The following is a 26,210-nucleotide window of genomic DNA, read 5'->3' on the forward strand; positions in this document are numbered from 1 at the left end:
TGTCAGGCGGCCAGCTTCTGCGGCGCCATCAGCTGCTCCAGCGTCTCGCGGAAGTAGCGCTGCATCTGGGTCACCCGGTCGTTGCCCGGCAGCAGCTTGTCCAGCCGCGCCAGGTACTGCTGCACACGCTCCAGCACCACTGGGTCGAGCAGCTTTTGCAGGCGCAGCGACAGGCAGTTCATCTGCGCCGCCTGCAGCAGCACCGCGGTGTTCTCGGGGTAGTCGTGGACGGCGGCCTCGATCTCGGCCAGTGCCTCGGAGAGGCGGCTGTCGCGGAACAGGGCCTTGGCGGCCTTGACGCGACCGTCCAGCCCAGCCGCCGCCGCCTCGATCACCTGGGCCAGCTTGTCCTCGTGACCGGTGTCGGCCAGGGCCTTGCCGATCAGCTGCTTGACGCGCGGGTTCTCGTGGTCGGCGCTGACGGCCTGCTGCAGCAGCGCCAGGCCGGCCTGCTCGTCGCCGGTGACCAGCTCGGCCCGTGCCAGCGCCACCGTGGCCAGGTCGGCCTTGGGTTTGCGCAAGGACTGGCGGGCCAGCTGCAGCGCGGCGGCGGCGCCGCTGGCATCGCCCTTGCGCGCCAGCGCCTGGGCGCGGATGGCCTGCGAGGCCGGACCGAAGACGGCGCAGTGCGTGGCCGCGCCGGGCGTGTCGGCCAGCACGCCCAGCGCCTCGGCCACTTCGCCGCGGTCGACCAGGGTCTGGGCCAGCATCAGCACGTCCGAGGACTGTGCCACCACCGAATTGCGGGTGGCCTTGGCCACCTGGCCGAGGCTGGCCTTGGCGGTGTCCAGGTCGCCATTGCGGTAGGCGCTCTCGCCCAGCAGGCGGTGCCGCTTGCTGGAGGGCACCACCCGGGCGGCGTCCTTCAGCACCCACATCGCGCCCTGGGCATCGCCCAGCGCTTCCAGCGATTCGGCCAGCACGTCGTAGGCGGCCATGTGCTTCTCGCCATGGTGGCTGCTCACGATGTCCTGGGCAATCATGCGGGCCTGCTCGAACTGGCCGGCGGCCTTGTGGGCGCGCGCCAGCCCCAGCTGGGCCCAGACCAGGTCGGCGCGCAGGTCCAGGGCCTGGCGGTAGACGCTCTTGGCGTCCTCGGGCCGGCCCATCTGCAGCAGGGTCTGGCCCTTGAGCTGCAGGGCCTGCACGAACCAGCGGTTCTTCTGCGCCAGCACCTCGTCGCAGGCCTGCACCGCGCCTCCCAGGTCCTGCTTGCGCAGGCACTGGCTGATCGGCAGCAGGGCGTGGCGGCGGTCGAGCAGCGCGCGCAGGCGGTCACCGATGTCGGCGGCGGTGATCGGCTTGAGCAGGTAGGCGTCGGGCTTGTGCTCGGTGGCCGAGGCCACCGAGGCATAGCCGCCCTCGGCGGTGATCATGAAGAACAGGCAGTCCGGCGGCAGCAGGTCCTGCTCGCGCAGGTGCTCAAAGAGCTGCTGGCCATCGGTGCGGCTGTTCAGGTTGTAGTCGCACAGGATCAGGTGGAAGTGCTTGGCACGCACCTGCCGCAGCGCGTCCTCGGCGTTGCCGGCCACGTCGACCTTGCCGATGCCCAGCGACGCCAGCTGGCCGCGCAGCGTGGTCTGCTGCACCGCCATGTCGTCGATGATCAGCGCGTGAAGCTGGCTGTAGGGGGTCAGGGATGTGGCCATGCAAGGTCTCCGCCGGAGCCGTCTCCGCAGGCGTACCCACGCGGCGGCGCTGCCAGCGCCGGCCGATGCAGCCGGTGCTGGGTCCTGTTCGGCTGTTTCGGCCGCTGGACAAGGAACTTGAGTCCGCCCAGGATGAAAGAAGGCCCGCGGGCAGGGTGCCGGCGGGCCTGGAGGCGCAGGGGCGGGGCCTTACTTGAACAGGTCCTTGACCCGGTCGGTCCAGCTCTTGGTGTTGGGCGAATGCTTGTCGCCGCCCTTCTTGAAGGACTCGTCGAGCTCCTTCAGCAGCTTGCGCTGGTGCTCGGTGAGCTTGACCGGCGTCTCGATGGACACGTGCGTGAACAGGTCGCCCGGGTAGGCCGAGCGGATGCCCTTGATGCCCTTGCCGCGCAGGCGGAAGGTCTTGCCGTGCTGGGTGCCCTCGGGCAGCTCGATCTCGACCTTGCCCGACAGCGTGGGCACCTCCACCGTGCCGCCCAGGGCGGCCGTGGTCAGGCCAATGGGCACGGTGCAGTGCAGGTCGTCGCCGTCGCGCTCGAAGATCTCGTGCGGCTTGATGCGGATCTCGATGTAGAGGTCGCCGGGCGGGCCGCCGTTCTGGCCCGGCTCGCCGTTGCCGGCCGAGCGGATGCGCATGCCCTCGTTGATGCCGGCCGGGATCTTGACCTCCAGCGTCTTCTGGCGCTTGATCTTGCCGGCGCCGTTGCAGGCGGTGCAGGGCTCGGGGATGATCTTGCCGGTGCCGTGGCAATGCGGGCAGCTCTGCTGGATGCTGAAGAAGCCCTGGCGCATGTGCACCGTGCCCGAGCCATTGCAGGTGGTGCAGGTCTTGGCCTTCGTGCCGGGCTTGGCGCCGGTGCCTCCGCAGGTGTCGCAGTTGTCCCAGGAGGGGATACGGATCTGGCTGTCCTTGCCGTTGGCGGCCTCTTCCAGCGTGATCTCCATCGCATAGCTGAGGTCGGCGCCGCGGTAGACCTGCTGGCCCCCGCCACGCCGGCCACCGCCCTGGCCGCCGCCGAAGATGTCGCCGAAGATGTCGCCAAAGGCTTCGGCAAAGCCACCGAAGCCTTCCGCCCCGGGGCCACCGCGGCCCATGCCGGCGTTCGGATCGACGCCCGCATGGCCGTATTGGTCGTAGGCCGCGCGCTTCTGGGCGTCGGAGAGCATCTCGTAGGCCTCCTTGGCCTCCTTGAACTTCTCCTCGGCGGCCTTGGCATCGTCCCCCTGGTTGCGGTCAGGGTGGTACTTCATGGCCAACTTGCGGTAGGCCTTCTTGATGTCGTCCTCGCTGGCGTTCTTCGCCACGCCCAGGATCTCGTAGTAATCGCGCTTTGCCATGGTGTGACCCGGCTCGTCTAAACGGGATCGCCGCGCCTGGCGGTCCGCCTCGCGGGCGGTCCGCCTCTCGGCACGGCGACGCTGGCGTTCCTCCGGTGAGCGCTCGACGCGCTCACCGGCCAAGCCATCACTTCTTGACTTCCTTGAACTCGGCATCGACCACGTTGTCATCGGCCGGCTTGGCCTGGGGCTGCTCGGCCGCACCGGCGGCGCCCGCGCCAGCGGCGGCCTGCGCGGCCTGCTGCTCGGCGTAGATCTTCTCGCCCAGCTTCTGGCTGGCGGTCATCAGCGCTTCGGTCTTGGCGTCGATCGCGGCCTTGTCGTCGCCCTTGATGGCTTCCTCGGCGTCCTTCAGCGCGGCCTCGATCTTCTCCTTCTCGGCGGCGTCAAGCGTGGCGCCGTGCTCGGCCAGGCTCTTCTTGACCGAGTGGATCATGCCGTCGGCCTGGTTGCGGGCCTGCACCAGCTCCAGCTTCTTGGCGTCCTCGGCGGCATTGGCCTCGGCGTCCTTGACCATCTTCTCGATCTCGGCCTCGGACAGACCCGAGTTGGCCTTGATGGTGATCTTGTTTTCCTTGCCGGTGCCCTTGTCCTTGGCGCCGACGTGCAGGATGCCGTTGGCGTCGATGTCGAAGCTCACCTCGATCTGCGGCAGGCCGCGCGGCGCCGGCGGGATACCTTCCAGGTTGAACTCGCCCAGGCTCTTGTTGCCCGCGGCCATCTCGCGCTCGCCCTGGTAGACCTTGATCGTCACCGCCGGCTGGTTGTCGTCGGCGGTGGAGAACACCTGGCTGAACTTGGTCGGGATGGTGGTGTTCTTCTTGATCATCTTGGTCATCACGCCGCCCAGGGTCTCGATGCCCAGGCTCAGCGGGGTGACGTCCAGCAGCAGCACGTCCTTGCGCTCGCCGCCCAGGACCTGGCCCTGGATGGCTGCGCCGACGGCCACGGCCTCGTCGGGGTTGACGTCCTTGCGCGGCTCCTTGCCGAAGAACTCCTTGACCTTCTCCTGCACCTTGGGCATGCGCGACTGGCCGCCCACCAGGATCACGTCGTCGATGTCGGCGACCTTGACGCCGGCATCCTTGATGGCGATGCGGCAGGGCTCGATCGTGCGCTCGATCAGGTCATCGACCAGGCTCTCCAGCTTGGCGCGGGTGAGCTTGATGTTCAGGTGCTTCGGACCGCTGGCGTCGGCGGTGATGTAGGGCAGGTTGACGTCGGTCTGCGAGCTGTTCGACAGCTCGATCTTGGCCTTCTCGGCGGCTTCCTTCAGGCGCTGCAGGGCCAGCACGTCCTTGGTCAGGTCGACGCCCTGTTCCTTCTTGAACTCGGTGACGATGAAGTCGATGATGCGCTGGTCGAAGTCTTCGCCGCCCAGGAAGGTGTCGCCGTTGGTGGACAGCACCTCGAACTGCTTTTCACCGTCGACATCGGCGATCTCGATGATCGAGATGTCGAAGGTGCCGCCGCCCAGGTCGAACACCGCGATCTTGCGGTCGCCCTTGCCGTGCTTGTCCAGGCCGAAGGCCAGGGCCGCGGCGGTGGGCTCGTTGATGATGCGCTTGACCTCGAGGCCGGCGATGCGGCCGGCGTCCTTGGTGGCCTGGCGCTGGCTGTCGTTGAAGTACGCCGGCACCGTGATCACGGCCTCGGTGACTTCCTCGCCCAGGTAGTCCTCGGCGGTCTTCTTCATCTTGCGCAGCACCTCGGCCGACACCTGCGGCGGGGCCAGCTTCTTGCCGCGCACTTCCACCCAGGCGTCGCCGTTGTCGGCGGCGGCGATGGTGTAGGGCATCAGGTCGATGTCCTTCTGCACTTCCTTCTCGGTGAACTTGCGGCCGATCAGGCGCTTCACCGCGTACAGCGTGTTCTTCGGGTTGGTGACCGCCTGGCGCTTGGCCGAGGCGCCGACCAGCACCTCACCGTCTTCCTGGTAGGCGATGATCGACGGCGTGGTGCGCGCACCTTCCGAGTTCTCGATCACCTTGGTCGAGTTGCCTTCCATGATGGCCACGCACGAGTTGGTGGTGCCCAGGTCGATGCCGATGATCTTGCCCATGTTCTGATGCTCCTGTGAGGAATGTCTGGATGCTGTGGAGTTGTGGTTGGCTCGTCCGACTTCAAGGGCCGTGGGGCCCGCGTCATGCGCCGGATGTGCGCTGGATCGTGTTTACTTGGGCGCGGCCACCGTGACCAGGGCCGGCCGCAGCACGCGGTCGGCGATGAGGTAGCCCTTCTGCAGCACCGAGACCACGGTGTTGGCGTCCTGCTCGGCCGGCACCATGCTGATGGCCTGGTGCTGGTGCGGATCGAACTTCGTGCCGGCGGGCGGGTTGACCTCGAGCACCTTGTTGCGCTCGAGCGCCTGGGCCAGCTGGCGCAGCGTGATGTGCACGCCTTCAAGCACCTTCTCGACCGGGGCGTCCGGGGCGGCGATGGCCGCTTCCAGGCTGTCGCGCACCGGCAGCATGGCCTCGGCGAAGGATTCCACCGCGAACTTGCGCGCCTTGCTGACCTCTTCGTCGCTGCGGCGGCGGATGTTCTCGACCTCGGCCTTGGCGCGCAGGTAGGCGTCGGCCATCTCGGTGTGCTTGGCCTGCAGTTCGGCCAGCTGGGTCTCCAGCGACGGCGGCGTGGCGGCCTGGGCGCCTGACTCGGGCGGGGTCTGCTCGGCGGTGGACTCGGGGGTGGCGTCGTTCGAAGTCATGGTCTAAAGGCTTGATGTGCCTGGGGTTTTTTCAGGCATGCGGCGGCATCTTGGGGCGGCAGGCCGGTTTTCAAGAGCCCGCCGCTCGAAAAAGCGCTGGCTCAGTCGAGCGAGGCGCTCCAGCGCTGCCAATCGGCCAGCTGGCGCCGGTCGCGCTTGGTGGGGCGGCCCTGCTCGATGGCCAGCGCCGGCTCCACGCCCTGGCGTCGCTGCTCGCGGGCGGCTTCGCGCTGCTGCTGGCTCTCGGGCGTGTCGGCGTACAGGGTCTGGGCCAGCGGCGCGGGGCCGCGGATGTCACTCAAGCCCAGAACCTCGACCTCGCGCGGGGGCAGGCCGGGGTCGCGCAGCGTCAGGCGGTCACCCACGCGCAGCTCGCGGCCGGCCTTGACGGGCTGGCCGTTGACCTCGACGCGGTGCTTGCCGATGGCCTCCACCGCCAGCGCGCGGGTCTTGAAGAAGCGCGCGGCCCAGAGCCATTTGTCCAGGCGCACGGGTTCCTGACGCAGGGGCAGTTCTTTCACGGCGTCGATTCTCGCTCAGCGGCGGCCGCCAGCGGCAGGCGCACGATGGCGTCCAGCCCCTGGACCGCACCCGCCCGCCCGCGGTTCTCCAGCGCGATCTGGCCGCCCAGGGCCAGCACCACGTCGTGGCAGATCGACAGGCCCAGGCCCGAGCCGGAGCGGGTGTCGCCGGCCGAGAAGGGCTGGAACAGGCGCTGGCGCTGGGCCTCGGAGATGCCCGGTCCGCCATCGGCGATGGTCAGGGCCGCATGGCGGCCGTCGCTGAGCAGCGTGATCGTCAGCGCCGAGTGGGGCGGGCCATGCTTGACGGCGTTGTGGATCAGGTTGCGGCTGAGCTCGCGCAGCGCCCATTCATGCGCCCGCACCGGGGCGGCCTGCAGGTCCACGGCCACGTCCAGCTCGCGCTCGGCCATCAGCGGCGCCATGTCCAGGGCCAGCTGGCGCACCACCTCGGCCCAGTCGGTCACCGGCGCATCGTCCTGGCGGCGCAGCTGGGCCACCTTGGCCAGGGCCAGCATCTGGTTGGCCAGTTCGGTGGCGCGCTCCACCGTCTGGCCGATCTCTGCCAGCGCTGCCTCGGCCGGCAGGTCGCCGCGGCGCGCCGACTGCACCTGGGCCTTGAGCACCGCCAGGGGCGTGCGCAGCTGGTGCGAGCTGTCGCGCACGAAGCGCTTCTGCTGCTCAAGCAGGTCGCGCAGCCGGCCCATCAGCTGGTTGGTGGCCTCGACCAGCGGGCGCAGCTCGCGCGGCGCGTCGTTGGCCTCGATCGGTGAGAGCTCGCCCTGGGCGCGCTGGCGCAGCGACTGGCTGATGCGCTGCACCGGCCGCATCGCCCGGTGCACGACAAAGGCCACGACCGCGGCGATCACGCCCAGCAGCGCGGTTTCCCGCCACAGCGTGCCGATCAGCAGCTGGCGCGCCAGGCTTTCGCGCAGCTCCAGCGTTTCGGCCACCTGCACCGTGGCCATGCCCTGGCCGCCGTCCCAGGTCACCGGTTGCAGCAGCACGGCCATGCGCACCGGCACGGCACCGTAGTGGCTGTCGTAGAAGTCCACCAGCGCCGCGTAGGGGCCTTTCTGTGGCAGCCGGCCGTGCCAGGCGGGCAGGGCCTCGAAGCCGGAGACGGTCTCGCCGTCGAAGCCGATGACCTTGTAGTACAGCCGGCTGCGGTTGTCGGCCTCGAAGGCCTCGAGGGCCGAGTAGAGCAGGGTGGACTTGAGCCGGGTGCGGCCGTCCACGCGTTCGACCTCGAGCAGGTCGCCGATCGACTTCGCGGTGGCCAGCAGCGTGCGGTCATAGGCGGTGTCGGCCGCCTTCAAGGCCTGGCGGTACAGCACCACGCCATTGAGGGCGATCACCGCCAGCATCGGCAGCAGAATGCCCAGCAGCAAGCGGTTGCGCAGCGACAGGCGGCGCAGGGCGTCCATCATGCGGTGGGGGCGCGCAGCAGATAGCCCAGGCCGCGCAGCGTCACCAGGGTCACGCCGGTCGGGGCCAGGCGTTTGCGCAGCCGGTAGGCCACCACCTCCACGGCCTCCAGCTGCACCTCCAGCTCGCCGGGGAACACCGCTTCGAACAGGCGCTCCTTGGCCACCGCCTGGCCGGGGCGCTGCAGCAGGGTGCGCAGCATCGCCGCCTCTCGCGGGGCCAGCTCCAGCGGCGCATCGTTGAACCAGACGGCGCCTGAATCGGCATCCACCTGCAGGCCGGCGAAGCGGGGACCGGCCACCATGGTGGCTGTCGTCGCCTCGGGGCGGCGGCGCACCAGAGCGCGCATCCTGGCTTCCAGTTCGTCCAGGTCGAAGGGTTTGGGCAGGTAGTCGTCGGCGCCGGTGTTGAGACCGATGATGCGGTCGCCCACCGTGCCACGCGCCGTGAGGATCAGCACCGGCGTGGCCAGCCCCGCCTGGCGGGCCTGGGCCAGCACCTCCAGGCCGTCCTGGCCGGGCAGGCTGAGGTCCAGCAGGACCAGGTCGGGTCGCAGCGCCTGCCAGCGCGTCAGCGCCTGGCTGCCGTCGCCGCAGGTCGCGACCTGGTAGCCGCGGCGCTCCAGCGTGCGCTGCAGCGTGGCGCGCATCGCCTCGTCGTCCTCGATCAGCAGCACCTGGCTCACGGCCCGCACCATACCGCAGCCGCGGGCTGGTGTTTTCCCTGAGGCGGCGGACAGCCAACTGACAGCGCCTGTCGCGACCATCACGGCCACGCTCAACCAGACTGGAGACAAGCCATGCGTCGCGATACCTTCCTCAAGTCCCTGGCCGCCCTGGCCGCCGGCTCGGGCCTGCCGCTGGCCGCCCTGGCCAACGGTCCGGCCGTCAAGATGATGGTGCCGGCCAACCCGGGCGGCGGCTGGGACACCACCGGCCGCGCGCTGGGCAAGGCCATGCAGGACGCCGGCCTGGTCGCGTCGGTGGCCTATGAGAACAAGGGCGGCGCCGCCGGTGCGCTGGGTCTGGCGCAGTTCGTCAACGCCAGCAAGGGCGACCCGAACGCGCTGATGGTGATGGGGGCGGTGATGCTGGGCGGCATCATCACCGGCAAGCCGCCGGTCACCCTGTCGCAGGCCACGCCGATCGCCCGCCTGACCAGCGAGTACAACGTCTTCGTGCTGCCGGCCAACTCGCCCTTCAAGACCATGAAGGACGTGGTCGAGGCCATGAAGAAGGACCCGGGCAGCGTCAAGTGGGGCGGTGGCTCGCGGGGCTCCACCGAGCACATCGCGGCGGCGATGATCGCCCGCGAGGCCGGCATCGACGCGTCCAAGATCAACTACGTGCCCTTCCGCGGGGGTGGCGAGGCCACCGCCGCCATCCTGGGCGGCAACGTCAGCATCGGCGGCAGCGGCTTCTCGGAGTTCGCCCAGTACATCGAGGCGGGCAAGATGCGGCCGATCGCCGTCACCTCGGCCACGCGCCTGACCGGCAAGCAGAGCAAGGACATCCCCACGCTCAAGGAGATGGGCATCAACGTCGAGATCGGCAACTGGCGCGGTGTCTACGCCGCCCCGGGCATCACGCCGGCGCAGCGCAAGGCGCTGACCGACCTGGTGCTGGCCACCGTCAAGTCCAAGTCCTGGGTCGAAGCCCTCGAGAAAAACGACTGGACGCCGGCCGTGCTCACCGGCCCGGCCTTTGATGAGTTCGTCGACCGCGAATTCGCCTCGCTGCGCGCGATCATGGTGAAGTCGGGCATGGTCTGACGCCCGAGCGCGCCCGGCGCCGCTGACGGCGGCCGGGCGCTGCACCCACCTCCCCAACCCACCCACACCACCACACAGCCGCGCCCGCCCGGGACAGCGGCAGGGGGATGTCATGTCCTATCAGCAGATTCTTCCCGAGGCGCCCGAGGCCGAGCACCACCCGCTGCCCCCCACCGGTCACCAGACCTGGATCGGCGTGGGCGTGCTGGCCGTGGGGCTGGCCATGGCCTATGGCGCCACACAGATCTCCTCCGACGCCGGCTACGCAGGCGTGGGGCCCAACTTCCTGCCCTGGGTGGTGTCGGTGGTGCTGATCCTGTGCGGCATCCTGCTGGTGCGCGAGGCGCGCACCGGTGGCTACCGCAGCGCCGAGGCACCCTCTGGCGCCGCGCAAGGCGACTGGAAGGCCATGGCCTGGGTGTCGGCCGGCGTGCTGCTCAATGCCAGCCTGATCACCACCGTCGGCTTCGTGCTCAGCTGCGCGCTGTGCTTTGCGCTGGCGGTGCGCGGTCTGCGCCTGTCCGAGGGCAAACCGGCGGGCAACCTGCGCGACAGTGGCATGGACCTGGCGGTGGGCCTGGCGATTTCGGCGCCGGTGTTCTGGCTGTTCACCAAGCTGCTGGCGATCAACCTGCCGGGCCTGACGGCCTCGGGCTGGCTCTGAGGAGGCGGGCACCATGGACATCTGGCAACAACTGCTCAACGGCTTCGTCACGGCCGGCACGCCCATCAACCTGATGTGGGCCTTCGTGGGCTGCGTGCTGGGCACCGCGATCGGCGTGCTGCCCGGCCTGGGCCCGGCGGTGACGGTGGCGATGCTTCTGCCGATCACCTCGCAGGTGGAACCCACCGCGTCGATGATCTTCTTCGCCGGCATCTACTACGGCGCGATGTACGGCGGCTCGACCACCTCGATCCTGCTCAACACCCCGGGCGAGACCGGCACCATGGTCACCGCGCTCGAGGGCTTCAAGATGGCCAAGAGCGGGCGCGCCGGCGCGGCCCTGGCCACCTCGGCGATCGGCTCCTTCGTGGCGGGCACCATCGCCACGGTGCTGGTCACCCTGTTCGCCCCCATCGTGGCCGACTACGCGGTGCAGCTGGGCCCACCGGAGTACTTCTGCCTGATGCTGCTGGCCTTCACCACCGTCAGCGCGGTGCTGGGCGCCAGCACGCTGCGCGGCATCACGGCCTTGTTCATCGGTCTGGCCATCGGCCTGGTGGGCATTGACCAGATCACCGCCAGCGTGCGCTACACCGGCGGCATTCCCGAGTTCATGGACGGCATCGAGGTGGTGCTGATCGCCGTGGGCCTGTTCGCGATCGGCGAGGCGCTCTACACCACGCTGTACGAGGGCCGCAGTGAAGTCTCGCTGAACAAGTCTGGCCGCGTGCACATGGACCGCAACGACTGGAAGCGCTCCTGGCCCGCCTGGCTGCGCGGCACGGCGCTGGGCTTCCCGTTTGGCACCATTCCGGCGGGCGGCACCGAGATCCCGACCTTCCTGAGCTACGCGGTCGAGCGCAAGCTGTCCAAGCACAAGGAAGAGTTTGGCACCACCGGCGCCATTGAAGGCGTGGCCGGCCCCGAGGCTGCCAACAACGCCGCGGTGACCGGCACCATGGTGCCGCTGCTGACGCTGGGCATACCCACCTCGGTGACCACCGCGATCCTGCTGTCGGCCTTCCAGAACTACGGCCTGCAGCCGGGACCGCAGCTGTTCCAGACCTCCAGCACCCTGGTCTGGGGCCTGATTGCTTCGCTCTACATCGGCAACGTGATGCTGCTGGTGCTGAACCTGCCGCTGGTGGGCCTGTGGGTGAAGCTGCTGAAGATTCCCAAGCCCCAGCTCTACGCCGGCATCCTGATCTTCGCCACCGTGGGCGTGTACGGCATGCGCCAGAGCGCCTTCGACCTGTACGTGATGTTCGCGGTGGGTGTGCTGGGCGTGCTGCTGCGCCGCTTCGACTTCCCCACGGCGCCGGTGATCGTGGGCATGATCCTGGGCCCGCTGGCCGAGGCGCAGCTGCGCAATGCGCTGTCGATCGGCGAAGGCCACTGGGGCGTGTTCTTCCAGCGGCCGGTGTCGCTGAGCATCCTGGCCGTGGTGGCGGCGGTGCTGGTGCTGCCGCAGCTGATGAAGCTGCGCAACAAGCGCTGATCAAGCGCGCCTGACTCCCCGGAAGCGGCCGCCTGCGGGCGGCCGTTGCCGTTTCAGCGCGGCCAGCCGGCCAGCGCGTCCTGGGCGATCTGGCCGAGCGCCGCGATGTGCAGCGGATCGTCGTTCAGGCAGGGGATGTAGTGGAACTGCTGGCCGCCCGCGGCCAGGAACGCGTCGCGGCCCTCCTGGGCGATCTCCTCCAGCGTCTCCAGGCAGTCGGCCGAGAACCCGGGGCAGACCACATCCACCCGCGTGTGGCCGTCGCGGGCCAGGGCCTCCAGCGTGGGCTCGGTGGCCGGCTCCAGCCACTTGGCCTTGCCGAAGCGGCTCTGGAAGGTGACGCGCAACTGCTCGGGCGGCAGCTCCAGCGCCTGCGCCAGCAGCCGGGCCGTGGCCTGGCACTGGTCGTGGTAGGGGTCGCCCAGCGTACGGGTGCGCTCGGGCATGCCGTGGAAGCTGGTCACCAGCATCGGGCTGCGGCCCTCGCGCTGCCAGTGGCGGCGCACGCTCTCGGCCAGCGCGTGGATGTAGCCGGGGTCGTCGTGGTAGCCGGCGACAAACCGGCTGTCGGGCAGCACGCGCTGTGCGCGGCCCCAGGCGGCAAAGGCGTCGAAGGTGCTGGCGGTGGTGGCGCCGCAGTACTGCGGATAGGCCGGCAGCAGCAGCACCCGCTGCACGCCTTCGGCACGCAGCGCATCGAGCTGCGAGGCCATCGACGGCTGGCCGTAACGCATCGCCGGGCGCACCCGCACGGGCACGCCGCGCTCGCCCAGCCAGCCTTGCAGCAGGGCTGCCTGGCGCTTGGTCCAGACCAGCAGCGGCGAGCCGTCGGGGGTCCAGACGGTGGCGTACTTGGCCGCCGACTTGGCCGGGCGCACGTTCAGGATGACCCCGCGCAGGATGGGCTGCCAGAGCCAGGCGGGCAGCTCCACCACCCGGGGGTCGGAGAGGAACTCGCCCAGGTAGCGGCGCAGCGCCGGTGCGTCCGGCGCATCGGGGGTGCCGAGATTGCACAGCAGGATGGCCGTGCCGGGGGTATTCGAGCGGGGCTCGGTCATGGCGGGACGGGAACGTTGACAGTGCTCAGACGGCGTCGCCGACCAGCACCGTGAAGCCGAGGCGGGCAGCCTTGGGGTTCAGGGGCGAGGCGCCCAGGCCGATCTCGCCGCTGCCGTGCAGCGTGCAGGCCGAGCGGCGCAGGCTGATGACCTCGTCGTCACCGGCGAAGCGCACGAAGCTGCCATTGATGCTCAGGTCGGTCAGCTGCAGCGCGCCGCCCATCAGGTCGACGCGGGCATGGGCGCGCGAGACGCGGGCGTCGTCAACCTTCAGCGAGCAGGTGGTGCTGCGCCCCAGGATGACCGGGAACTGGTCGAGCTTGAAGTCGTGGGTCTGGCCGGCCAGGTCCAGGCGCAGGCCGCGCGGCTCGCTGACGCCCACGCGCGATTCCAGCTGGGTGGCGGCGGTGTCGGCGCCACGGCCAGCCAGCAGGTAGACGTCCACCGGTTCGGCGCGGCCACGCAGGTGCACCTTGTCCAGGTGGCGAAAGCGGGTGCGGGCCTCCCAGGGCAGCTCGTCGAAGACCTCGCGGGTGATCAGGGTCTCGTTGTCGCCGGCATGGTCGATCAGCCGGGCGGCCACGTTGACCGCGTCGCCAAAGCAGTCACCGCCGACCTCGACCACCTCGCCCGCCGCCACGGCCACCTGCAGCTGCAGGCGGGCGGTGGCGTCCAGGTCGCGGCCTTGCGAGGTGGGTGCCCAGGCGGACACCTCGCCCAGCGCCTCGTGCATCTCGACCGCCGCCATCACCGCGGCGCGCACATTGGGAAAGACGGCCATCAGGCCGTCACCCAGCGTCTTGACGAGCTGTCCGCCGACCGCCGGAACCCGGCGGGCGAGGGTGGTGATGGTGCGCGTGACCAGCGTGGTCGCCTGGGCATTGCCCAGGGTCTCGTACAGCGCGGTACTGCCACGCAGGTCAGCGAACAGGACGATGCGACGCTTGATCGTGGCCATTGGCTTTGAGTGTAGCGCGCGCGGCGATGGGCCCTGATCAGTTGTTGTCGAGGTAGGTGCGCAGCTTGTCCGAGCGGCTCGGGTGCTTGAGCTTGCGGATCGCCTTGGCCTCGATCTGGCGGATGCGTTCGCGGGTGACGTCGAACTGCTTGCCCACTTCCTCCAGCGTGTGGTCGGTGGACATCTCGATGCCGAAGCGCATGCGCAGCACCTTGGCCTCGCGCGGGGTCAGGCTGTCGAGGATGTCCTTGACCACGTCGCGCAGGCCGGCCTGCATGGCCGCTTCCACCGGGGCCACGTTGTTGGTGTCCTCGATGAAGTCGCCCAGGTGGCTGTCGTCGTCGTCGCCGATCGGCGTTTCCATGGAGATCGGCTCCTTGGCGATCTTCATGATCTTGCGGATCTTGTCCTCGGGCATCTCCATCTTCTCGGCCAGCGTCGGGGCGTCGGGCTCGTAGCCGAACTCCTGCAGGTGCTGGCGCGAGATGCGGTTCATCTTGTTGATCGTCTCGATCATGTGCACCGGGATACGAATGGTGCGGGCCTGGTCGGCGATCGAGCGGGTGATGGCCTGACGGATCCACCAGGTGGCGTAGGTCGAGAACTTGTAGCCGCGGCGGTATTCGAACTTGTCCACCGCCTTCATCAGGCCGATGTTGCCTTCCTGGATCAGGTCGAGGAACTGCAGGCCGCGGTTGGTGTACTTCTTGGCGATCGAGATGACCAGGCGCAGGTTGGCCTCGATCATCTCCTTCTTGGCGTCACGCGAGGCCTTCTCGCCCTCGTTCATGCGCTTGTTGATCTCCTTGAGGTCCTCCACCGGCACGACGGCGCGGGCCTGCAGGTCGATCAGCTTCTGCTGCAGTTCCTGGATGGCCGGCAGGTTGCGGCCCAGGATCGCGGCATAGGGCTTGCCCGAGGCCATTTCCTTCTCGGCCCACTTCAGGTTCAGGGCGTTGGGCGGGAAGGCCTTGATGAAGTGCTCCTGCGGCATGCCGCACTTGTCGACGACGATCTTGCGGATCTCGCGCTCGTAGCGGCGCACGTCGTCGACCTGCGAGCGCAGGATGTCGCACAGCTTCTCGATCGTCTTGACCGTGAAGCGGATCGTCATCAGGTCTTCGCTGATCGCGTGCTGGGCCTTGTTGTAGGCCACCGACTTGTAGCCTTCCTTCTCGTAGGCCTTGCGCATCTTGTCGAAGTGCGCCCGCAGCGTGCCGAACTTCTCCAGCGCCGCGGCCTTGAGCTCTTCGAGCTTCTTGGTCAGGGCCTTGGAGCCGCCGTTGCCGTCGTCGTCGTCCTCTTCGTCGAACTCGTCGAAGTCTTCCTCGGCCACATAGTCGTCGGCCTCGTCCTCGGCGACGAAGCCGTCGACCACCTCGGAGATCTGCATGTCGCCGGCGGCGATGCGGTCGGCCATGGCCAGGATCTCGGCGATCGTGGTGGGCGAGGCGCTGATGGCCAGCATCATCGCCTGCAGGCCGCCTTCGATGCGCTTGGCGATCTCGATTTCGCCCTCGCGCGTGAGCAGTTCGACCGAGCCCATCTCGCGCATGTACATGCGCACCGGGTCGGTGGTGCGGCCGAATTCGCTGTCGACGGTGGACAGGGCCGCTTCGGCAGCTTCCTCGGCTTCTTCGTCCGTGGCGGTGGCGGTGTTGCTGCCGCTGATCAGCAGCGTGGCGGCGTCGGGGGCCTGCTCGTAGACCGCGATGCCCATGTCATTGAGCATCGAGATGATCGCCTCGAGGATTTCCTCGTTGATCAGCTTCTCGGGCAGGTGGTCGTTGATTTCCTGGTGCGTGAGGTAGCCACGCGTCTTGCCCATCTTGATGAGGGTCTTGAGCTCCTGGCGGCGCTTGGCGACTTCCTCTTCGGTCAGGGCGGTCTCGTCGAGACCGAATTCACGCATCAGCGCGCGCTCCTTGGCGCGGCTGACCTTCATGCGCAGCGGCTTGGCCTTGGCCTTGTCCTCGGACTCGTCGGCCTCGACCTCGGCTACCTCGGCATCCACCTCGCCTTCGAGCTCGGCCTCGATGTCGCCCAGGTCCTCCTCGGCTTCCTCGGCCTTCTTCTTGCCCTTGGCGGCCGTGGTTTCGGCCTTGGGCTTGCGGCCAGGCTTGCCCTTGGGCTCTTCCGCCGGCTTGGCCGCTGCCTTGGCGGTGGCCTTGGCCTTCTTGGGCTCGTCGGCCTCCAGGGCCTTGGCGGGCTTGGCTGCCTTGGCGTCGGCCTTGGCGTCAGGTTTGGCGGCGGGCTTGGCAGCAGGCTTGGCAGCGGTCTTCTTGGCGGTCATGCGTGGTCTCGAGGCGGTGCAGGGGGCCGGTGGATGCCATCGCGATCGCAATGATCCATCCGGCGACGCGTCAGCGTCACCGAACCATCGCGGTACGGGAGGAATCCGCCGGCAAGCTCGCGTGAACGGGGGTTTGTGCAGCCCTTGCGGGAGAGGTGGCCTGTGTGCTTGCCCTTGTCGAGGGTGGCCGGGACCGGAGGTGCTGCTGTCACTCTTGCGGCGTGAAGCTTTGGATTATACCCAAGACTGGGCGCCTGAGCAGGCGCCCGCGCCAGCCGCGCAGCTCACTCGGCGGGCGCGCGCTGGCTCAGTTCACGCTGGCGCTCGCGCAGGACCCGGCGCTCTTCGGACAGCGCGCGATAGCGGGCAATCTGTTCCGGGCTGCTGATGTCGCTGGCGGCCAGGCGGTCGAGCGCAGCGTCCAGCTCGCGCAGGCGCAGCAGGCCCAGGGCGGCGGCCAGGTCCTCGAAGCAGGCGTCGGGCAAGGCGTCGCCGTCGGCCAGGCTGCGTGAGTCGGCGGGCAGGCTGTCGTCGGCGGCCAGCGCCTGGCGCAGCACCGCCCAGGGCCGCGGGCCATGCTCGGCCAGGTCCCGCTCCAGCCAGGCGATGGCCGGGCCGTGCGGTGCGGGCAACTCGTGCAGCAGGTGGTGCTCCGGCGGGTCCAGCCGGTCCCACCAGGCCGGCTCGCCGAACAGCATCTGCACCGCCCGATCCTCTGGGCTGCGTGGTGCCACGCGGCGGCCGGGCGCGGCACGGGCCGCGGCCTCGCGGCGCCAGCGCGGGCGGCCGGGGGCGTCGTCCGATGGCGAACGGCCGTCGCCCTCGTCGTCACGGCGCGGCGGCCGCTCGCGCGTGGACTGCGATTGCCACAGACCGGTCAGCTCCGGCACCGGCACGCCGCCGGCGCGGGCCAGTTCGGACAGCAACTGCAGACGCAGGCTGCCTTCAGGCAGGGCGTTCCACAGCGGCCGGGCCTGGGCCAGCATGCGCGCGCGTCCCTCGGCGGTGGCCAGGTCGCAGTCGATCGCGGCGTGCTCGAGCAACTGGCGCGACAGCGGCACGGCAGAGCGCACCTGGGCCTCGAAGGCCTCGGCGCCGTGGGCGCGGATGTAGCTGTCCGGGTCATGCTCGGGCGGCAGGAACAGGAAACGGAAGCTGCGCGTGTCGCTGGCGTAGGGCAGGGCGGCCTCCAGCGCGCGGCCGGCCGCACGGCGCCCGGCCGCGTCGCCATCGAAGCTGAACACCACCTGCTCGGTGAAGCGCAGCAGCTTGCTGACGTGGTCATCGGTACAGGCGGTGCCCAGCGTGGCCACGGCATTGGGAAAGCCCAGCTGGGCCAGCGCCACCACGTCCATGTAGCCCTCGGTCACCAGCGCATAGCCTTTTTGCCGCAGGCCGGTGCGGGCCTCGAACAGGCCGTACAGCTCCCGGCCCTTGTGGAAGACCGGAGTCTCGGGCGAATTCAGGTACTTGGGCTCGCCCTGGTCCAGCACCCGGCCGCCGAAGCCGATCACGTCGCCCTTGACGTTGCGGATCGGGAACATGATGCGGTCGCGGAAGCGGTCGTAGCGCTTCTGCTCGGCCTCGGGCTTGCCTTCGTCTGCACCCTGGACGATGACCAGGCCCGATTCGGCCAGCAATGGATCGTCGTAGCGCGGAAAGACGCTGGCCAGGCCGCGCCAGCCTTCCGGTGCGTAGCCCAGGCCGTAGCGCAGCGCGATCTCACCGGTCAGGCCACGCCGCTTCAGGTAGTCGATCGCCCGCGGGCTGCCCTTGAGCTGGCGGCGGTAGTGGTCGCAGGCCCGGCTCAGCACCTCGCTGAGGCTGGACTCGCGCTCGCGCTGCTGGGCGGCCATGGCGCGCTCGGCCGGACTCGCGTCGTCCTCGGGAACGACCATGCCGGCGGACTGCGCCAGGTCCTTGACGGCTTCGATGAAGCTGAGCCCGTGGTGCTCGGTCAGGAAGCGCAGCGCGTCCCCATGCGCGCCGCAGCCGAAGCAGTGGTAGGTCTGGCGCGACGGGCTGACGATGAAGCTGGGCGTCTTCTCGCCATGGAAGGGACACAGGCCCTTGAAGTTGATGCCGGCCTTCTTCAGCTCGACATGGCGGCCAACGACCTCGACCACGTCGGTGCGGCTCAGCAGGTCCTGGATAAAGCCGTGGGGAATCACCGGTGCAAGTCTAGACGAGGTGCAGACAAGACAAAGGGCAGCCCGCAGGCTGCCCTTGTGCGAGGCCGGGGCGGCTGCCCCGGCGGGTTCAGATGGCGAAGTCGCTCAGTTGCTTGCCGGCGGCCAGCGCGGCGGTCAGCCACTTGGGCTTCAGGCCGCGGCCGGTCCAGGTCTGGCCGGTGGCGGGATCACGGTACTTGGCGGCGACCTTCTTGCCGCCTTCGGGCTTCGGGGCCGCCGGGGCACGGCCGGCCAGGTCCGCCGCCGTCAGGCCGTACTCGGCCATCAGGGCCTTGACCTTGGCGATGGCGTCCGCGCGCGCCGAACGCTGGGCGTCAGCGATCTGCTTTTCGAGGGCGGCCTTTTGGGCCAGCAATTCTTGAATGGAAGGGGAGGGCATTCGATACTCCATTAATCCCGTTACTGGGAAACCGCAGTATATACCTGATTTTCTGGTTGCTTCAGGCCGGGCTGTTTCAGTTTGAAAATACCCCGGGACGGCGTGACATCAGGCCGCCGGCGGCACAAAACCCGTGGGCTGGTCGGCGTTGCCGCCAAACAGGAACTGCTCCATCTGCCGGGCCAGGTATTGGCGGGCGCGCAGATCGGCCAGGTTCAGTCGGTTCTCGTTGACCAGCATCGTCTGGTGGCGCTTCCACTGCTCGAAAGCCTCCTTGCTGATCTGGTCGTAGATGCGCTTGCCCAGGTCGCCCGGGTATGGCGGGAAATCCAGCCCCTCGGCTTCCTTCTTGAGAAAGATGCATTGAACGGTGCGTGCCATGGTGAGTCCTCTTGAATGTCAGCTGAGCTTCTTGACCAGCACCTGCGAGCGCCGGTCCCAGTTGTACTTGCGCTTGCGCGCCTCGGGCAGCCAGTCCGGGTCGACCGGACTGAAGCCGCGCTTGATGAACCAGTGCATGGTCCGGGTGGTCAACACGAAAATCGAGGCCAAACCAGCCGCACGGGCGCGCTGCTCCACGCGCTTCAATATCTTGTCGCCGTCGCCCTGGCCTTGCACCTGCGGGGACACGGTCAGCGCTGCCATCTCGCCCGTCATGGCCTCGGGATATGGGTAGAGCGCCGCACAGCCAAATATCACGCCGTCGTGCTCAATCACCGTGTAATTGGCGATGTCGCGCTCGATCTCGGTGCGGTCGCGCTTGACCAGGGTGCCGTCGCGCTCGAAGGGCTCGATCAGCTGCAGGATGCCGCCAACGTCATCGGCACCGGCTTCACGCAGGCTTTCCAGCTTCTCGTCGACCACCATGGTGCCGATGCCATCGTGGGTGAAGATCTCCATCAGCAGCGCACCATCCGAGGCGAAGGGCAGGATGTGCGAGCGCTCGACACCTCCGCGGCAGGCCTCGATGCAGTGGCGCAGGTAGAAGCCGGGGTCGGTGGGGCGCGTGCTCTCGGGCAGGCGGGCCAGCAGTCGCTCGGCGTCGGCCAGGGCCAGCTCGGTGTCGATCGGGCTGTCGGGGTCGTCCAGCGATTCGCGCACGCCGGGCACCTCGGTCAGGAACAGCAGCTTGTCGGCCTGCAGCGCCACCGCGGTGGCGGTGGCCACGTCTTCCATCGTCAGGTTGAAGGCCTCGCCGGTGGGCGAGAAACCAAAGGGCGACAGCAGCACCAGCGCACCGATGTCGATGGCGCGGCGGATCATCACCGCGTCCACCTTGCGCACGAAGCCGCTGGAGACGAAATCCACGCCGTCGACGATGCCCACCGGGCGCGCCGTCAGGAAATTGCCCGACACCACCCGCACCGTGGAATTGGCCATCGGCGTATTGGGCAGGCCTTGCGAGAACGCCGCTTCGATTTCGAAGCGCAGCTGACCGGCGGCCTCCTGGGCGCAGTCCAGCGCCACGCTGTCGGTGATGCGTCGGCCCTGGGAAAACTTCGAGGTCAGGCCCTTGGCGCGCAGCTGTTCGTCGACCTGCGGACGGAAACCATGCACCAGCACCAGGCGCACCCCCATGGCATGCAGGATCGCCAGGTCCTGGACCAGCGCATTGAGCTTGCCCGCGGCGATCGCCTCGCCGGTGATGCCGACGACGAAGGTCTTGCCCCGATAGGCATGGATATGCGGTGCCACCGATCGAAACCAGGGCACGAAGGTGTGGGGAAATACCAGATCCATCATCGCGCCGGGGATTGTGCCCCAGTGTGCTGGCGTTGCCGGGCGTGAAGGGCATGCCTGTCGACGGCGGCCCGATAATCGCGCCCCTGTGACTGTTCCGACTCCCGCTTCTTCTCGGCCGCCGCGCCCGCCCCGGGCCCCCCGCGCGCCGGTCCCGGCCACGCCGGTGCCGCCGATCCACTTTCCCGACAGCCTGCCGGTCAGTGCCCGGCGCGAGGAGATCGCGCAGGCGCTGCGCGAGCACCAGGTGGTCATCGTCTGCGGCGAGACCGGCTCGGGCAAGACCACCCAGCTGCCCAAGATCGCGCTGGCGCTGGGCCGTGGCCGCGGTGCCGGCGGCGCGGGTCTGATCGGCCACACCCAGCCGCGGCGGATTGCCGCCAGCTCGGTGGCCAAGCGCATCGCCGAGGAGCTGAACTCGCCGCTGGGCGAGGTGGTGGGCTACAAGGTGCGCTTCAATGACCGGCTGCAGCCCGGCGCCAGCGTGAAGCTGATGACCGACGGCATCCTGCTGGCCGAAACCCAGACCGACCCGCTGCTGCGTGCCTACGACACGCTGATCATCGACGAGGCGCACGAGCGCAGCCTCAACATCGACTTCCTGCTGGGCTACCTGCGCCAGATCCTGCCGCGCCGGCCGGACCTGAAGATCATCGTCACCTCGGCCACGATCGACGCTGATCGCTTTGCCGAGCATTTCGCCAGCGCCCGGGGAAAAGCCCCGGTGCTGATGGTCAGCGGGCGGACTTTTCCGGTCGAGCAGCGCTACCGGGCGTTTGAAGAGCGCAAGGATTTCGACCAGAACGACGCCATCGCCGAGGCGGTGGATGAACTCTGGCGCGAGGGCCCGGGCGACATCCTGGTCTTCCTGCCCGGCGAGCGCGAGATCCGCGAGGCCGCCGATCACCTGCGCAAGCATGCCGCCCAGCACCACCGCCACGGCCCGCAGCCCGAGATCCTGCCGCTGTTCGCCCGCCTGAGCCAGGCCGAGCAGGACCGTGTCTTCACGGCCGGCAACGGCCGGCGCATCGTGCTGGCGACCAACGTGGCCGAGACCTCGCTGACCGTGCCGGGCATCCGCTACGTGGTGGATACCGGGGACGCCCGCGTCAAGCGCTACAGCTACCGCAACAAGGTCGAGCAACTGCAGGTCGAGGCGATCAGCCAGGCCGCGGCCAACCAGCGCGCCGGCCGCTGCGGCCGCGTGGCCAACGGCATCTGCATCCGCCTGTACGACGAAAAGGACTTCAACAGCCGGCCGCGATTCACCGACCCCGAGATCCTGCGCTCCTCATTGGCCGGGGTGATCCTGCGCATGAAGGCACTGGGCCTGGGCCTGGTCGAGGAGTTCCCGTTCCTGGAGGCGCCGCCGCGCAAGGCCATCGCCGACGGCTATGCGCTGCTGGCCGAGCTGGGCGCGGTGGACGAGGCCAACGAGCTGACCCCCATCGGCCGCGAGCTGTCGAAGCTGCCGCTGGACCCGCGCGTGGGCCGCATGATCCTGGAGGCGCGCGACCGCCAGGCGCTGGCCGAGGTGCTGGTGATCGCCTCGGCACTCAGCGGCCAGGACGTGCGCGACCGCCCGCTGGAGCAGCAGCAGGCCGCCGACGAGAAGCACAAGCTCTTCGACGACGAGAAGTCCGAGTTCATGGGCTACCTCAAGCTGTGGACCTGGATCGAGGCCGGCCGCGGCAACCACGGCCATGCCGGCCAGGCCGGCCAGCAGGTCGACACCCACAAGCTCAGCAACCGCCAGCAGGAGCAGCGACTGCGCGACCAGTTCGTCAGCCCGCGCCGGGTGCGCGAGTGGCGTGACATCCACAGTCAGCTGATGACCGTGGTCACCGAGCACGGCTGGCGCCTGAACCAGAGCCCGGCCACCTACGAGCAGATCCACCTGTCGATGCTGGCCGGCCTGCTGGGCAATGTGGGCTGCAAGGCCGATGACGACGAGTGGTACCTGGGCGCGCGCGGCATCAAGTTCTGGCGCCATCCCGGCGCGCACCTGAGCAAGAAGCCGGGCCGCTGGCTGGTGGCGGCCGAGCTGGTCGACACCACGCGCCTGTTCGGCCGTGGCCTCGCGGCGATCGAGCCGCAGTGGATCCCGCCGATCGCCGGCCACCTGCTCAAGACCCAGCTGCTGGAGCCGCACTGGGAGAAGAAGGCCGCCGAGGTGATCGCACTGGAGCGCGCCACGCTCTACGGCATCGTCATCTACAGCGGCCGGCGGGTGAACTTCGGCCGCGTGGACGCCAAGGCGGCGCGCGAGATCTTCATCCGCGAAGCCCTGGTGAACGGCGAGTGGGACAGCAAGCTGCCCTTCCTGGCCCACAACCGCAAGCTGATCGCCCAGGTCGAGGAGCTGGAGCACAAGTCACGCCGGCAGGACGTGCTGGTCGACGATGAGCTGATCTTTGCCTACTACGACGAGCATGTCGGCATGGACGTGGTGAGCGGCGCGACGATGGAGCGCTGGTACCGCGAGGCCAGCAAGGCCCACCCGCGCCTGCTGCACCTCAGCCGCGACGAGCTGATGCGCCACGAGGCCGCCGGCGTCACCACCGCCGCCTTCCCGCGCACGCTGCGTCTGGGGGGCGTGGACTGCGCGGTCAGCTACCTGCACCAGCCCGGCGACGCCAAGGACGGCGTCACCGTCACCGTGCCGATCTATGCGCTCAACCAGGTCAGCGAGGAACGCTGCGACTGGCTGGTGCCCGGCATGCTGGAGGCTAAGGTGGCCGCACTGATCAAGAGCCTGCACCAGAAGCCGCGCGCCCGCCTGCAGCCGGTGGGCGAATTCGTTGCCGAGTTCTGCGCCACCGCTGAGCCGGGTCAGGGCGCGCTGGTGGATGTGCTGCTGAAGGCGGTGCGCGAGCGCACCCAGCTGGCGGTGCAGCGCAACGACTTCAAGCTGGAGCAGCTGGGGCCGCACCTGTTCATGAACCTGCGGGTGGTTGACGAGCATGGCCGCCAGCTGGGCATGGGCCGCCAGCTGGCCGCGCTGAAGGCCGAACTGGGCGGCCAGGCGCGTTCGGCCTTCCAGGCCCTGGCGGCGCTGAAGCTGGCCGCACCGGCCCCGGCACCGCAGCCCCAGGTCGTCCGCACCGAGAGCGGTGGACGGGCGATCCAGGCCGCCGTGAAGCCGCCGGCGCCGCCGGCTGACACTGCGCCCGCCCAGCACACGGCCTGGACCTTCGGCGAGCTGCCCGAGCTGATGGAGATCCGCAAGGGCGGTCAGACCCTGGTGGGCTTCCCGGCGCTGATCGACAAGGGCGCGCATGTCGAGATCGAGGTCTTCGACGAGCCCGAGGTGGCCGCGCTCAAGCACCGCGCCGGCCTGCGCCGCCTGGTGTCGTTGCAGATCAAGGAGCCGCTGAAATACCTCGAGAAGAACATCCCCGACCTGACGAAGATGGCGGTGGCCTACATGCCGCTGGGCACGGCCGATGAGCTGAAGGCGCAGATCATCGACATCGCGGTCGACCGTGCCTTCCTGGCCGACCCGCTGCCCCAGGACCGGCTGGCCTTCGAGCGGCGGATTGACGAGGGCCGCAGCCGCTTGAACCTGATTGCCCAGGAGGTGGCCCGCCTGGCCGGCACGGTGCTGACCGAATACGCCGGCGCCACGCGCAAGCTCAAGGACGCCAAACCACCGAAGGAGGTGGCCGAGGACATCAGCGCCCAGCTGGCCCGCCTGATGCCCAAGCGCTTTGTGCTGCAGACCCCCTGGACGCAGCTGCAGCATTTCCCGCGCTACCTGAAGGGGGTGGTGATGCGCCTGGACAAGCTGCGCGCCGATCCCGCCCGCGACAGCCAGCGCCTGGCCGAACTGCGGCCGCTGGAGCAGCGCTACCAGCGCCGCCTGGCCGAGCGCAAAGGCCAGGCGGATGCGCGGCTGGACGATTTCCGCTGGCAGCTCGAGGAGCTGCGCATCAGCCTGTTTGCCCAGGAGCTGCGCACGCCGCAACCGGTGTCGGTCAAGCGGCTCGAGAAGGTCTGGGCGCAGCTGGCGGGCTGACCGGCCTGCGGGTGCCCCGGGATGGGCGCAGGTTGCCCGGCGTGCTCAGCGCGGACTGACCGGCGTGCTCAGCGCGGCCAACTGCAGCCACAGCTGCCGGCCATCAAGCACCAGCACCGGCTCGCCGTCGCGGTCGATCGCCAGCGCCTGGCAGCCACTGGCCAGCGCGGTGGCGGGCGGGCAGGGGTCCAGCGCCAGCGGCTCGATGCCCAGCACCTCGTCGACCCTCAGGCCCTGCTCGTGCACCTGGGCGGCCTCCTGTCGACGCAGCACGATGGTCGCGCGGTCGGTGCACAGCAGGCGTCGAAAGCCCGAGCTGCCGAACAGGCGCACCAGCGGCAGGGCGGCCACCGGCTCCTGCATCGGTGGCAGCGGATGACCGTCTGACCACCAGCAACCCGGCGCCACCTCGGCGTCCAGCGGCAGGGCGAAGCGCTGGCCGCCGGCGTCGAAGAGCAGGCACAGTGGCTGCACCCGTTGGCGGCGGCGCGAGAGCTCAGCCTCTCCGGCCACGGTTTCATGGGCCGGGTGGTACCAGCCCCCCCAGCGCCCCAGCGGCACCGGCCCGCCCGCCAGCCCGGTCAGGGCGAGCGCGGCTTCGCCGCCGCGTTCATCCTCACGCAGGCTCAGCAGCGACTCGAACACCCGGCGCGCCGAGACCACCGTGGGGGCGGCGGTATCGGGCAGCGCGACCAGCTCAAGCTGCTGCTGCCAGGCGTCGATCAGGCGCTGCTGGCCGTGGGCGGCGCCCGCCAGAGGGCGCATCGGCAGGCCCAGCAGCATGGCTGCGGATTCGGTCAGCTCGGCGAGGCTGGCCTGGCTGGGCAGCAGCAGGTTGGCACCGGCGGTGCGGGCCGCCTGTGCCGCCAGCTCGGGCATCTGGCTCTGAGGCGGCAGGCAGACCAGCACCGGCAGCGGGCTGGTGACCTGGCGGCGCAGCGCACGGATCAGGGCGGTGCCGGGCACTGCCCAGTCGCTGAGATCGATCACCACCAGGTCGCCGCGGCGCTGGCCGTCGGGGCCGGCCAGGCGTTGCAGGCTGTCGCCACGGCTGAAGGCCTCGACGATGCGGCCGCCCAGCGGCTGGAGGGCCTGCGCCAGACGTTCGCGGCGCTCACCCGAGGGATGGATGACGATGATGCGGTTCATGCTCCGGCTATCGGCCGGCCGGAGCGGGAGCTAAAGACGGAAAAAGCGGGGGGGCTCGTCGCGGCGCCGGGATCAGCGCAACACGTCCAGCGCGCGGTCCATGCCGCCGGTCTCGATCGACAGCATCGCCTGGTCACGCACCGCCGGCTTGCCGTGGAACGCGATCGACAGGCCCGCCACGCTCATCATCGGCAGGTCGTTGGCGCCGTCGCCCACGGCGATCGCCTGGGTGGGCGCGATGCCCATCAGTTCACACACCTCCAGCACCACGCGGCGTTTCTCGGCGCCATCGACGATGTCGCCCCAGGGGCGATCGACCAGGCGGCCGGTGAGCACGCCGTTGTCCATCTCCAGCACGTTGGCGCGGGCGAAATCCAGGCCCAGGCGGTGCTTGATGCGGTCGGAGAAGAAGGTGAAGCCGCCCGAGACCAGCAGTGTCTTCAGACCCGCGGCCTGGCAGGCGCCGACGAAGGTTTCAACGCCCGGGTTGAGGTGCAGGTGGCGGTTGTAGACCTCGTCCAGCGCGGTCACCGGCACGCCCTTGAGCAGGGCCACGCGGCGGCGCAGGCTGTCCTTGTAGTCGGTGATCTCGCCGCGCATCGCGGCTTCGGTGATCGCGGCCACCTCGGCCTTGCGGCCGGCGGCGGCGGCGATCTCGTCCACGCACTCGATGTTGATCAGCGTGGAGTCCATGTCGAACGCGACCAGGCGGAAATCGCGCAGGCGCAGCGGCGGCTCGAAGCCGCGGATGAACAGACCGGGGGACAGGGAAGACATGCTCGAACGGGAAAAGGCCTGCCGACGGTGGGTCGGCAGGCCCGATTGTCGCCGAGCGGGCGCCCGG

At 69.3% G+C, this 26,210-nt stretch carries 19 protein-coding genes and 1 pseudogene; 4 read left to right on the forward strand and 16 right to left on the reverse strand.

Going from position 1 to position 26,210, the window contains the following annotated elements; translation table 11 throughout:
- Positions 1–2: 2 nt before the first annotated feature.
- The 7 genes and pseudogenes from KAK03_RS10445 to KAK03_RS10475 all read right to left on the reverse strand — a co-directional run bounded on the left by KAK03_RS10445 (position 3) and on the right by KAK03_RS10475 (position 8,343).
- Positions 3–1,649, reverse strand: coding sequence for a tetratricopeptide repeat-containing response regulator (locus KAK03_RS10445; protein WP_210853896.1), 1,647 nt, complete (start codon positions 1,647–1,649; stop codon positions 3–5).
- 189 nt (positions 1,650–1,838) lie between these two features.
- Positions 1,839–2,987: a molecular chaperone DnaJ gene (gene dnaJ / locus KAK03_RS10450; protein ID WP_210853897.1), complete on the reverse strand. Its 1,149-nt coding sequence runs from the start codon at positions 2,985–2,987 to the stop codon at positions 1,839–1,841.
- 127 nt (positions 2,988–3,114) lie between these two features.
- Positions 3,115–5,058 (reverse strand): annotated as a pseudogene (dnaK, locus tag KAK03_RS10455) (molecular chaperone DnaK); the annotation flags it as partial.
- Positions 5,059–5,160: 102 nt separating this feature from the next.
- The gene (gene grpE, locus KAK03_RS10460) at positions 5,161–5,697 is read right to left on the reverse strand and encodes a nucleotide exchange factor GrpE (protein ID WP_210853899.1); all 537 of its coding nucleotides are present in this window, start codon (positions 5,695–5,697) and stop codon (positions 5,161–5,163) included.
- 101 nt (positions 5,698–5,798) lie between these two features.
- The gene (locus tag KAK03_RS10465) at positions 5,799–6,218 is read right to left on the reverse strand and encodes an Hsp15 family ribosome-associated heat shock protein (RefSeq protein WP_310738554.1); all 420 of its coding nucleotides are present in this window, start codon (positions 6,216–6,218) and stop codon (positions 5,799–5,801) included.
- On the reverse strand, positions 6,215–7,645 hold the full coding sequence (locus KAK03_RS10470; RefSeq protein WP_210853900.1) for a sensor histidine kinase: 1,431 nt from the start codon (positions 7,643–7,645) through the stop codon (positions 6,215–6,217). The genes KAK03_RS10465 and KAK03_RS10470 overlap by 4 nt, the downstream gene beginning before the upstream one ends.
- A complete protein-coding gene (locus KAK03_RS10475; protein ID WP_210853901.1) occupies positions 7,645–8,343 on the reverse strand; it encodes a response regulator transcription factor in 699 nt (232 codons plus the stop codon). Before KAK03_RS10475 ends, KAK03_RS10470 begins: the two co-directional genes overlap by 1 nt.
- A 102-nt stretch (positions 8,344–8,445) precedes the next feature.
- Between KAK03_RS10475 and KAK03_RS10480 the strand changes: the two genes are divergently transcribed.
- From KAK03_RS10480 to KAK03_RS10490, 3 genes are all read left to right on the forward strand, one after another.
- Positions 8,446–9,417: a Bug family tripartite tricarboxylate transporter substrate binding protein gene (locus KAK03_RS10480; RefSeq protein WP_210853902.1), complete on the forward strand. Its 972-nt coding sequence runs from the start codon at positions 8,446–8,448 to the stop codon at positions 9,415–9,417.
- Positions 9,418–9,529: 112 nt separating this feature from the next.
- Positions 9,530–10,081, forward strand: a complete 552-nt coding sequence (locus tag KAK03_RS10485) for a tripartite tricarboxylate transporter TctB family protein (protein WP_210853903.1) — start codon at positions 9,530–9,532, stop codon at positions 10,079–10,081.
- A 13-nt stretch (positions 10,082–10,094) separates the two neighbouring features.
- Positions 10,095–11,579: a tripartite tricarboxylate transporter permease gene (locus tag KAK03_RS10490; RefSeq protein WP_210853904.1), complete on the forward strand. Its 1,485-nt coding sequence runs from the start codon at positions 10,095–10,097 to the stop codon at positions 11,577–11,579.
- A 53-nt stretch (positions 11,580–11,632) separates the two neighbouring features.
- Here the strand turns inward: KAK03_RS10490 and hemH are convergent, their stop codons facing one another.
- The 7 genes from hemH to argA form a co-directional block, all read right to left on the reverse strand.
- Positions 11,633–12,637 (reverse strand): ferrochelatase, encoded by a 1,005-nt coding sequence (gene hemH / locus KAK03_RS10495; RefSeq protein ID WP_210853905.1) that lies wholly within the window; start codon positions 12,635–12,637, stop codon positions 11,633–11,635.
- Between the two features lie 25 nt (positions 12,638–12,662).
- On the reverse strand, positions 12,663–13,595 hold the full coding sequence (locus tag KAK03_RS10500) for an adenylate/guanylate cyclase domain-containing protein (RefSeq protein WP_210853906.1): 933 nt from the start codon (positions 13,593–13,595) through the stop codon (positions 12,663–12,665).
- Positions 13,596–13,632: 37 nt separating this feature from the next.
- Positions 13,633–15,888, reverse strand: coding sequence for an RNA polymerase sigma factor RpoD (gene rpoD / locus KAK03_RS10505; protein ID WP_210853907.1), 2,256 nt, complete (start codon positions 15,886–15,888; stop codon positions 13,633–13,635).
- Between the two features lie 284 nt (positions 15,889–16,172).
- On the reverse strand, positions 16,173–18,059 hold the full coding sequence (dnaG, locus tag KAK03_RS10510; protein WP_210853908.1) for a DNA primase: 1,887 nt from the start codon (positions 18,057–18,059) through the stop codon (positions 16,173–16,175).
- Between the two features lie 88 nt (positions 18,060–18,147).
- Positions 18,148–18,459: an H-NS histone family protein gene (locus KAK03_RS10515; protein ID WP_210853909.1), complete on the reverse strand. Its 312-nt coding sequence runs from the start codon at positions 18,457–18,459 to the stop codon at positions 18,148–18,150.
- A 108-nt stretch (positions 18,460–18,567) separates the two neighbouring features.
- On the reverse strand, positions 18,568–18,840 hold the full coding sequence (locus KAK03_RS10520) for an oxidative damage protection protein (protein ID WP_210853910.1): 273 nt from the start codon (positions 18,838–18,840) through the stop codon (positions 18,568–18,570).
- 18 nt (positions 18,841–18,858) lie between these two features.
- Complete coding sequence (argA, locus tag KAK03_RS10525) at positions 18,859–20,199, reverse strand: amino-acid N-acetyltransferase (protein ID WP_210854030.1); 1,341 nt, start codon at positions 20,197–20,199, stop codon at positions 18,859–18,861.
- 166 nt (positions 20,200–20,365) lie between these two features.
- On the opposite strand from argA, the gene hrpA reads away from it, so the two are divergent.
- A complete protein-coding gene (gene hrpA, locus KAK03_RS10530; protein WP_310738556.1) occupies positions 20,366–24,217 on the forward strand; it encodes an ATP-dependent RNA helicase HrpA in 3,852 nt (1,283 codons plus the stop codon).
- A gap of 45 nt (positions 24,218–24,262) precedes the next feature.
- Here hrpA and KAK03_RS10535 read toward each other — a convergent pair whose 3' ends face one another.
- On the reverse strand, positions 24,263–25,366 hold the full coding sequence (locus KAK03_RS10535; protein ID WP_210853912.1) for a hypothetical protein: 1,104 nt from the start codon (positions 25,364–25,366) through the stop codon (positions 24,263–24,265).
- A 72-nt stretch (positions 25,367–25,438) separates the two neighbouring features.
- Positions 25,439–26,143 (reverse strand): phosphoserine phosphatase SerB, encoded by a 705-nt coding sequence (serB, locus tag KAK03_RS10540; RefSeq protein WP_210853913.1) that lies wholly within the window; start codon positions 26,141–26,143, stop codon positions 25,439–25,441.
- Positions 26,144–26,210: the final 67 nt, after the last annotated feature.

The organism is Ideonella alba, from assembly GCF_018069845.1.
Classification (GTDB): Bacteria; Pseudomonadota; Gammaproteobacteria; order Burkholderiales; family Burkholderiaceae_C; genus Ideonella; species Ideonella alba.

Bases quoted from the DNA above. Each gene is read 5' to 3' on its own strand.
- KAK03_RS10445 (WP_210853896.1), bottom strand. From the start codon at position 1,649: ATGGCCACATCCCTGACCCCCTACAGCCAGCTTCACGCGCTGATCATC.
- dnaJ (WP_210853897.1), bottom strand. From the start codon at position 2,987: ATGGCAAAGCGCGATTACTACGAGATCCTGGGCGTGGCGAAGAACGCC.
- grpE (WP_210853899.1), bottom strand. From the start codon at position 5,697: ATGACTTCGAACGACGCCACCCCCGAGTCCACCGCCGAGCAGACCCCG.
- KAK03_RS10470 (WP_210853900.1), bottom strand. From the start codon at position 7,645: ATGGACGCCCTGCGCCGCCTGTCGCTGCGCAACCGCTTGCTGCTGGGC.
- KAK03_RS10475 (WP_210853901.1), bottom strand. From the start codon at position 8,343: ATGGTGCGGGCCGTGAGCCAGGTGCTGCTGATCGAGGACGACGAGGCG.
- KAK03_RS10480 (WP_210853902.1), top strand. From the start codon at position 8,446: ATGCGTCGCGATACCTTCCTCAAGTCCCTGGCCGCCCTGGCCGCCGGC.
- KAK03_RS10485 (WP_210853903.1), top strand. From the start codon at position 9,530: ATGTCCTATCAGCAGATTCTTCCCGAGGCGCCCGAGGCCGAGCACCAC.
- KAK03_RS10490 (WP_210853904.1), top strand. From the start codon at position 10,095: ATGGACATCTGGCAACAACTGCTCAACGGCTTCGTCACGGCCGGCACG.
- hemH (WP_210853905.1), bottom strand. From the start codon at position 12,637: ATGACCGAGCCCCGCTCGAATACCCCCGGCACGGCCATCCTGCTGTGC.
- KAK03_RS10500 (WP_210853906.1), bottom strand. From the start codon at position 13,595: ATGGCCACGATCAAGCGTCGCATCGTCCTGTTCGCTGACCTGCGTGGC.
- rpoD (WP_210853907.1), bottom strand. From the start codon at position 15,888: ATGACCGCCAAGAAGACCGCTGCCAAGCCTGCTGCCAAGCCCGCCGCC.
- KAK03_RS10515 (WP_210853909.1), bottom strand. From the start codon at position 18,459: ATGCCCTCCCCTTCCATTCAAGAATTGCTGGCCCAAAAGGCCGCCCTC.
- KAK03_RS10520 (WP_210853910.1), bottom strand. From the start codon at position 18,840: ATGGCACGCACCGTTCAATGCATCTTTCTCAAGAAGGAAGCCGAGGGG.
- argA (WP_210854030.1), bottom strand. From the start codon at position 20,199: ATGGATCTGGTATTTCCCCACACCTTCGTGCCCTGGTTTCGATCGGTG.
- KAK03_RS10535 (WP_210853912.1), bottom strand. From the start codon at position 25,366: ATGAACCGCATCATCGTCATCCATCCCTCGGGTGAGCGCCGCGAACGT.
- serB (WP_210853913.1), bottom strand. From the start codon at position 26,143: ATGTCTTCCCTGTCCCCCGGTCTGTTCATCCGCGGCTTCGAGCCGCCG.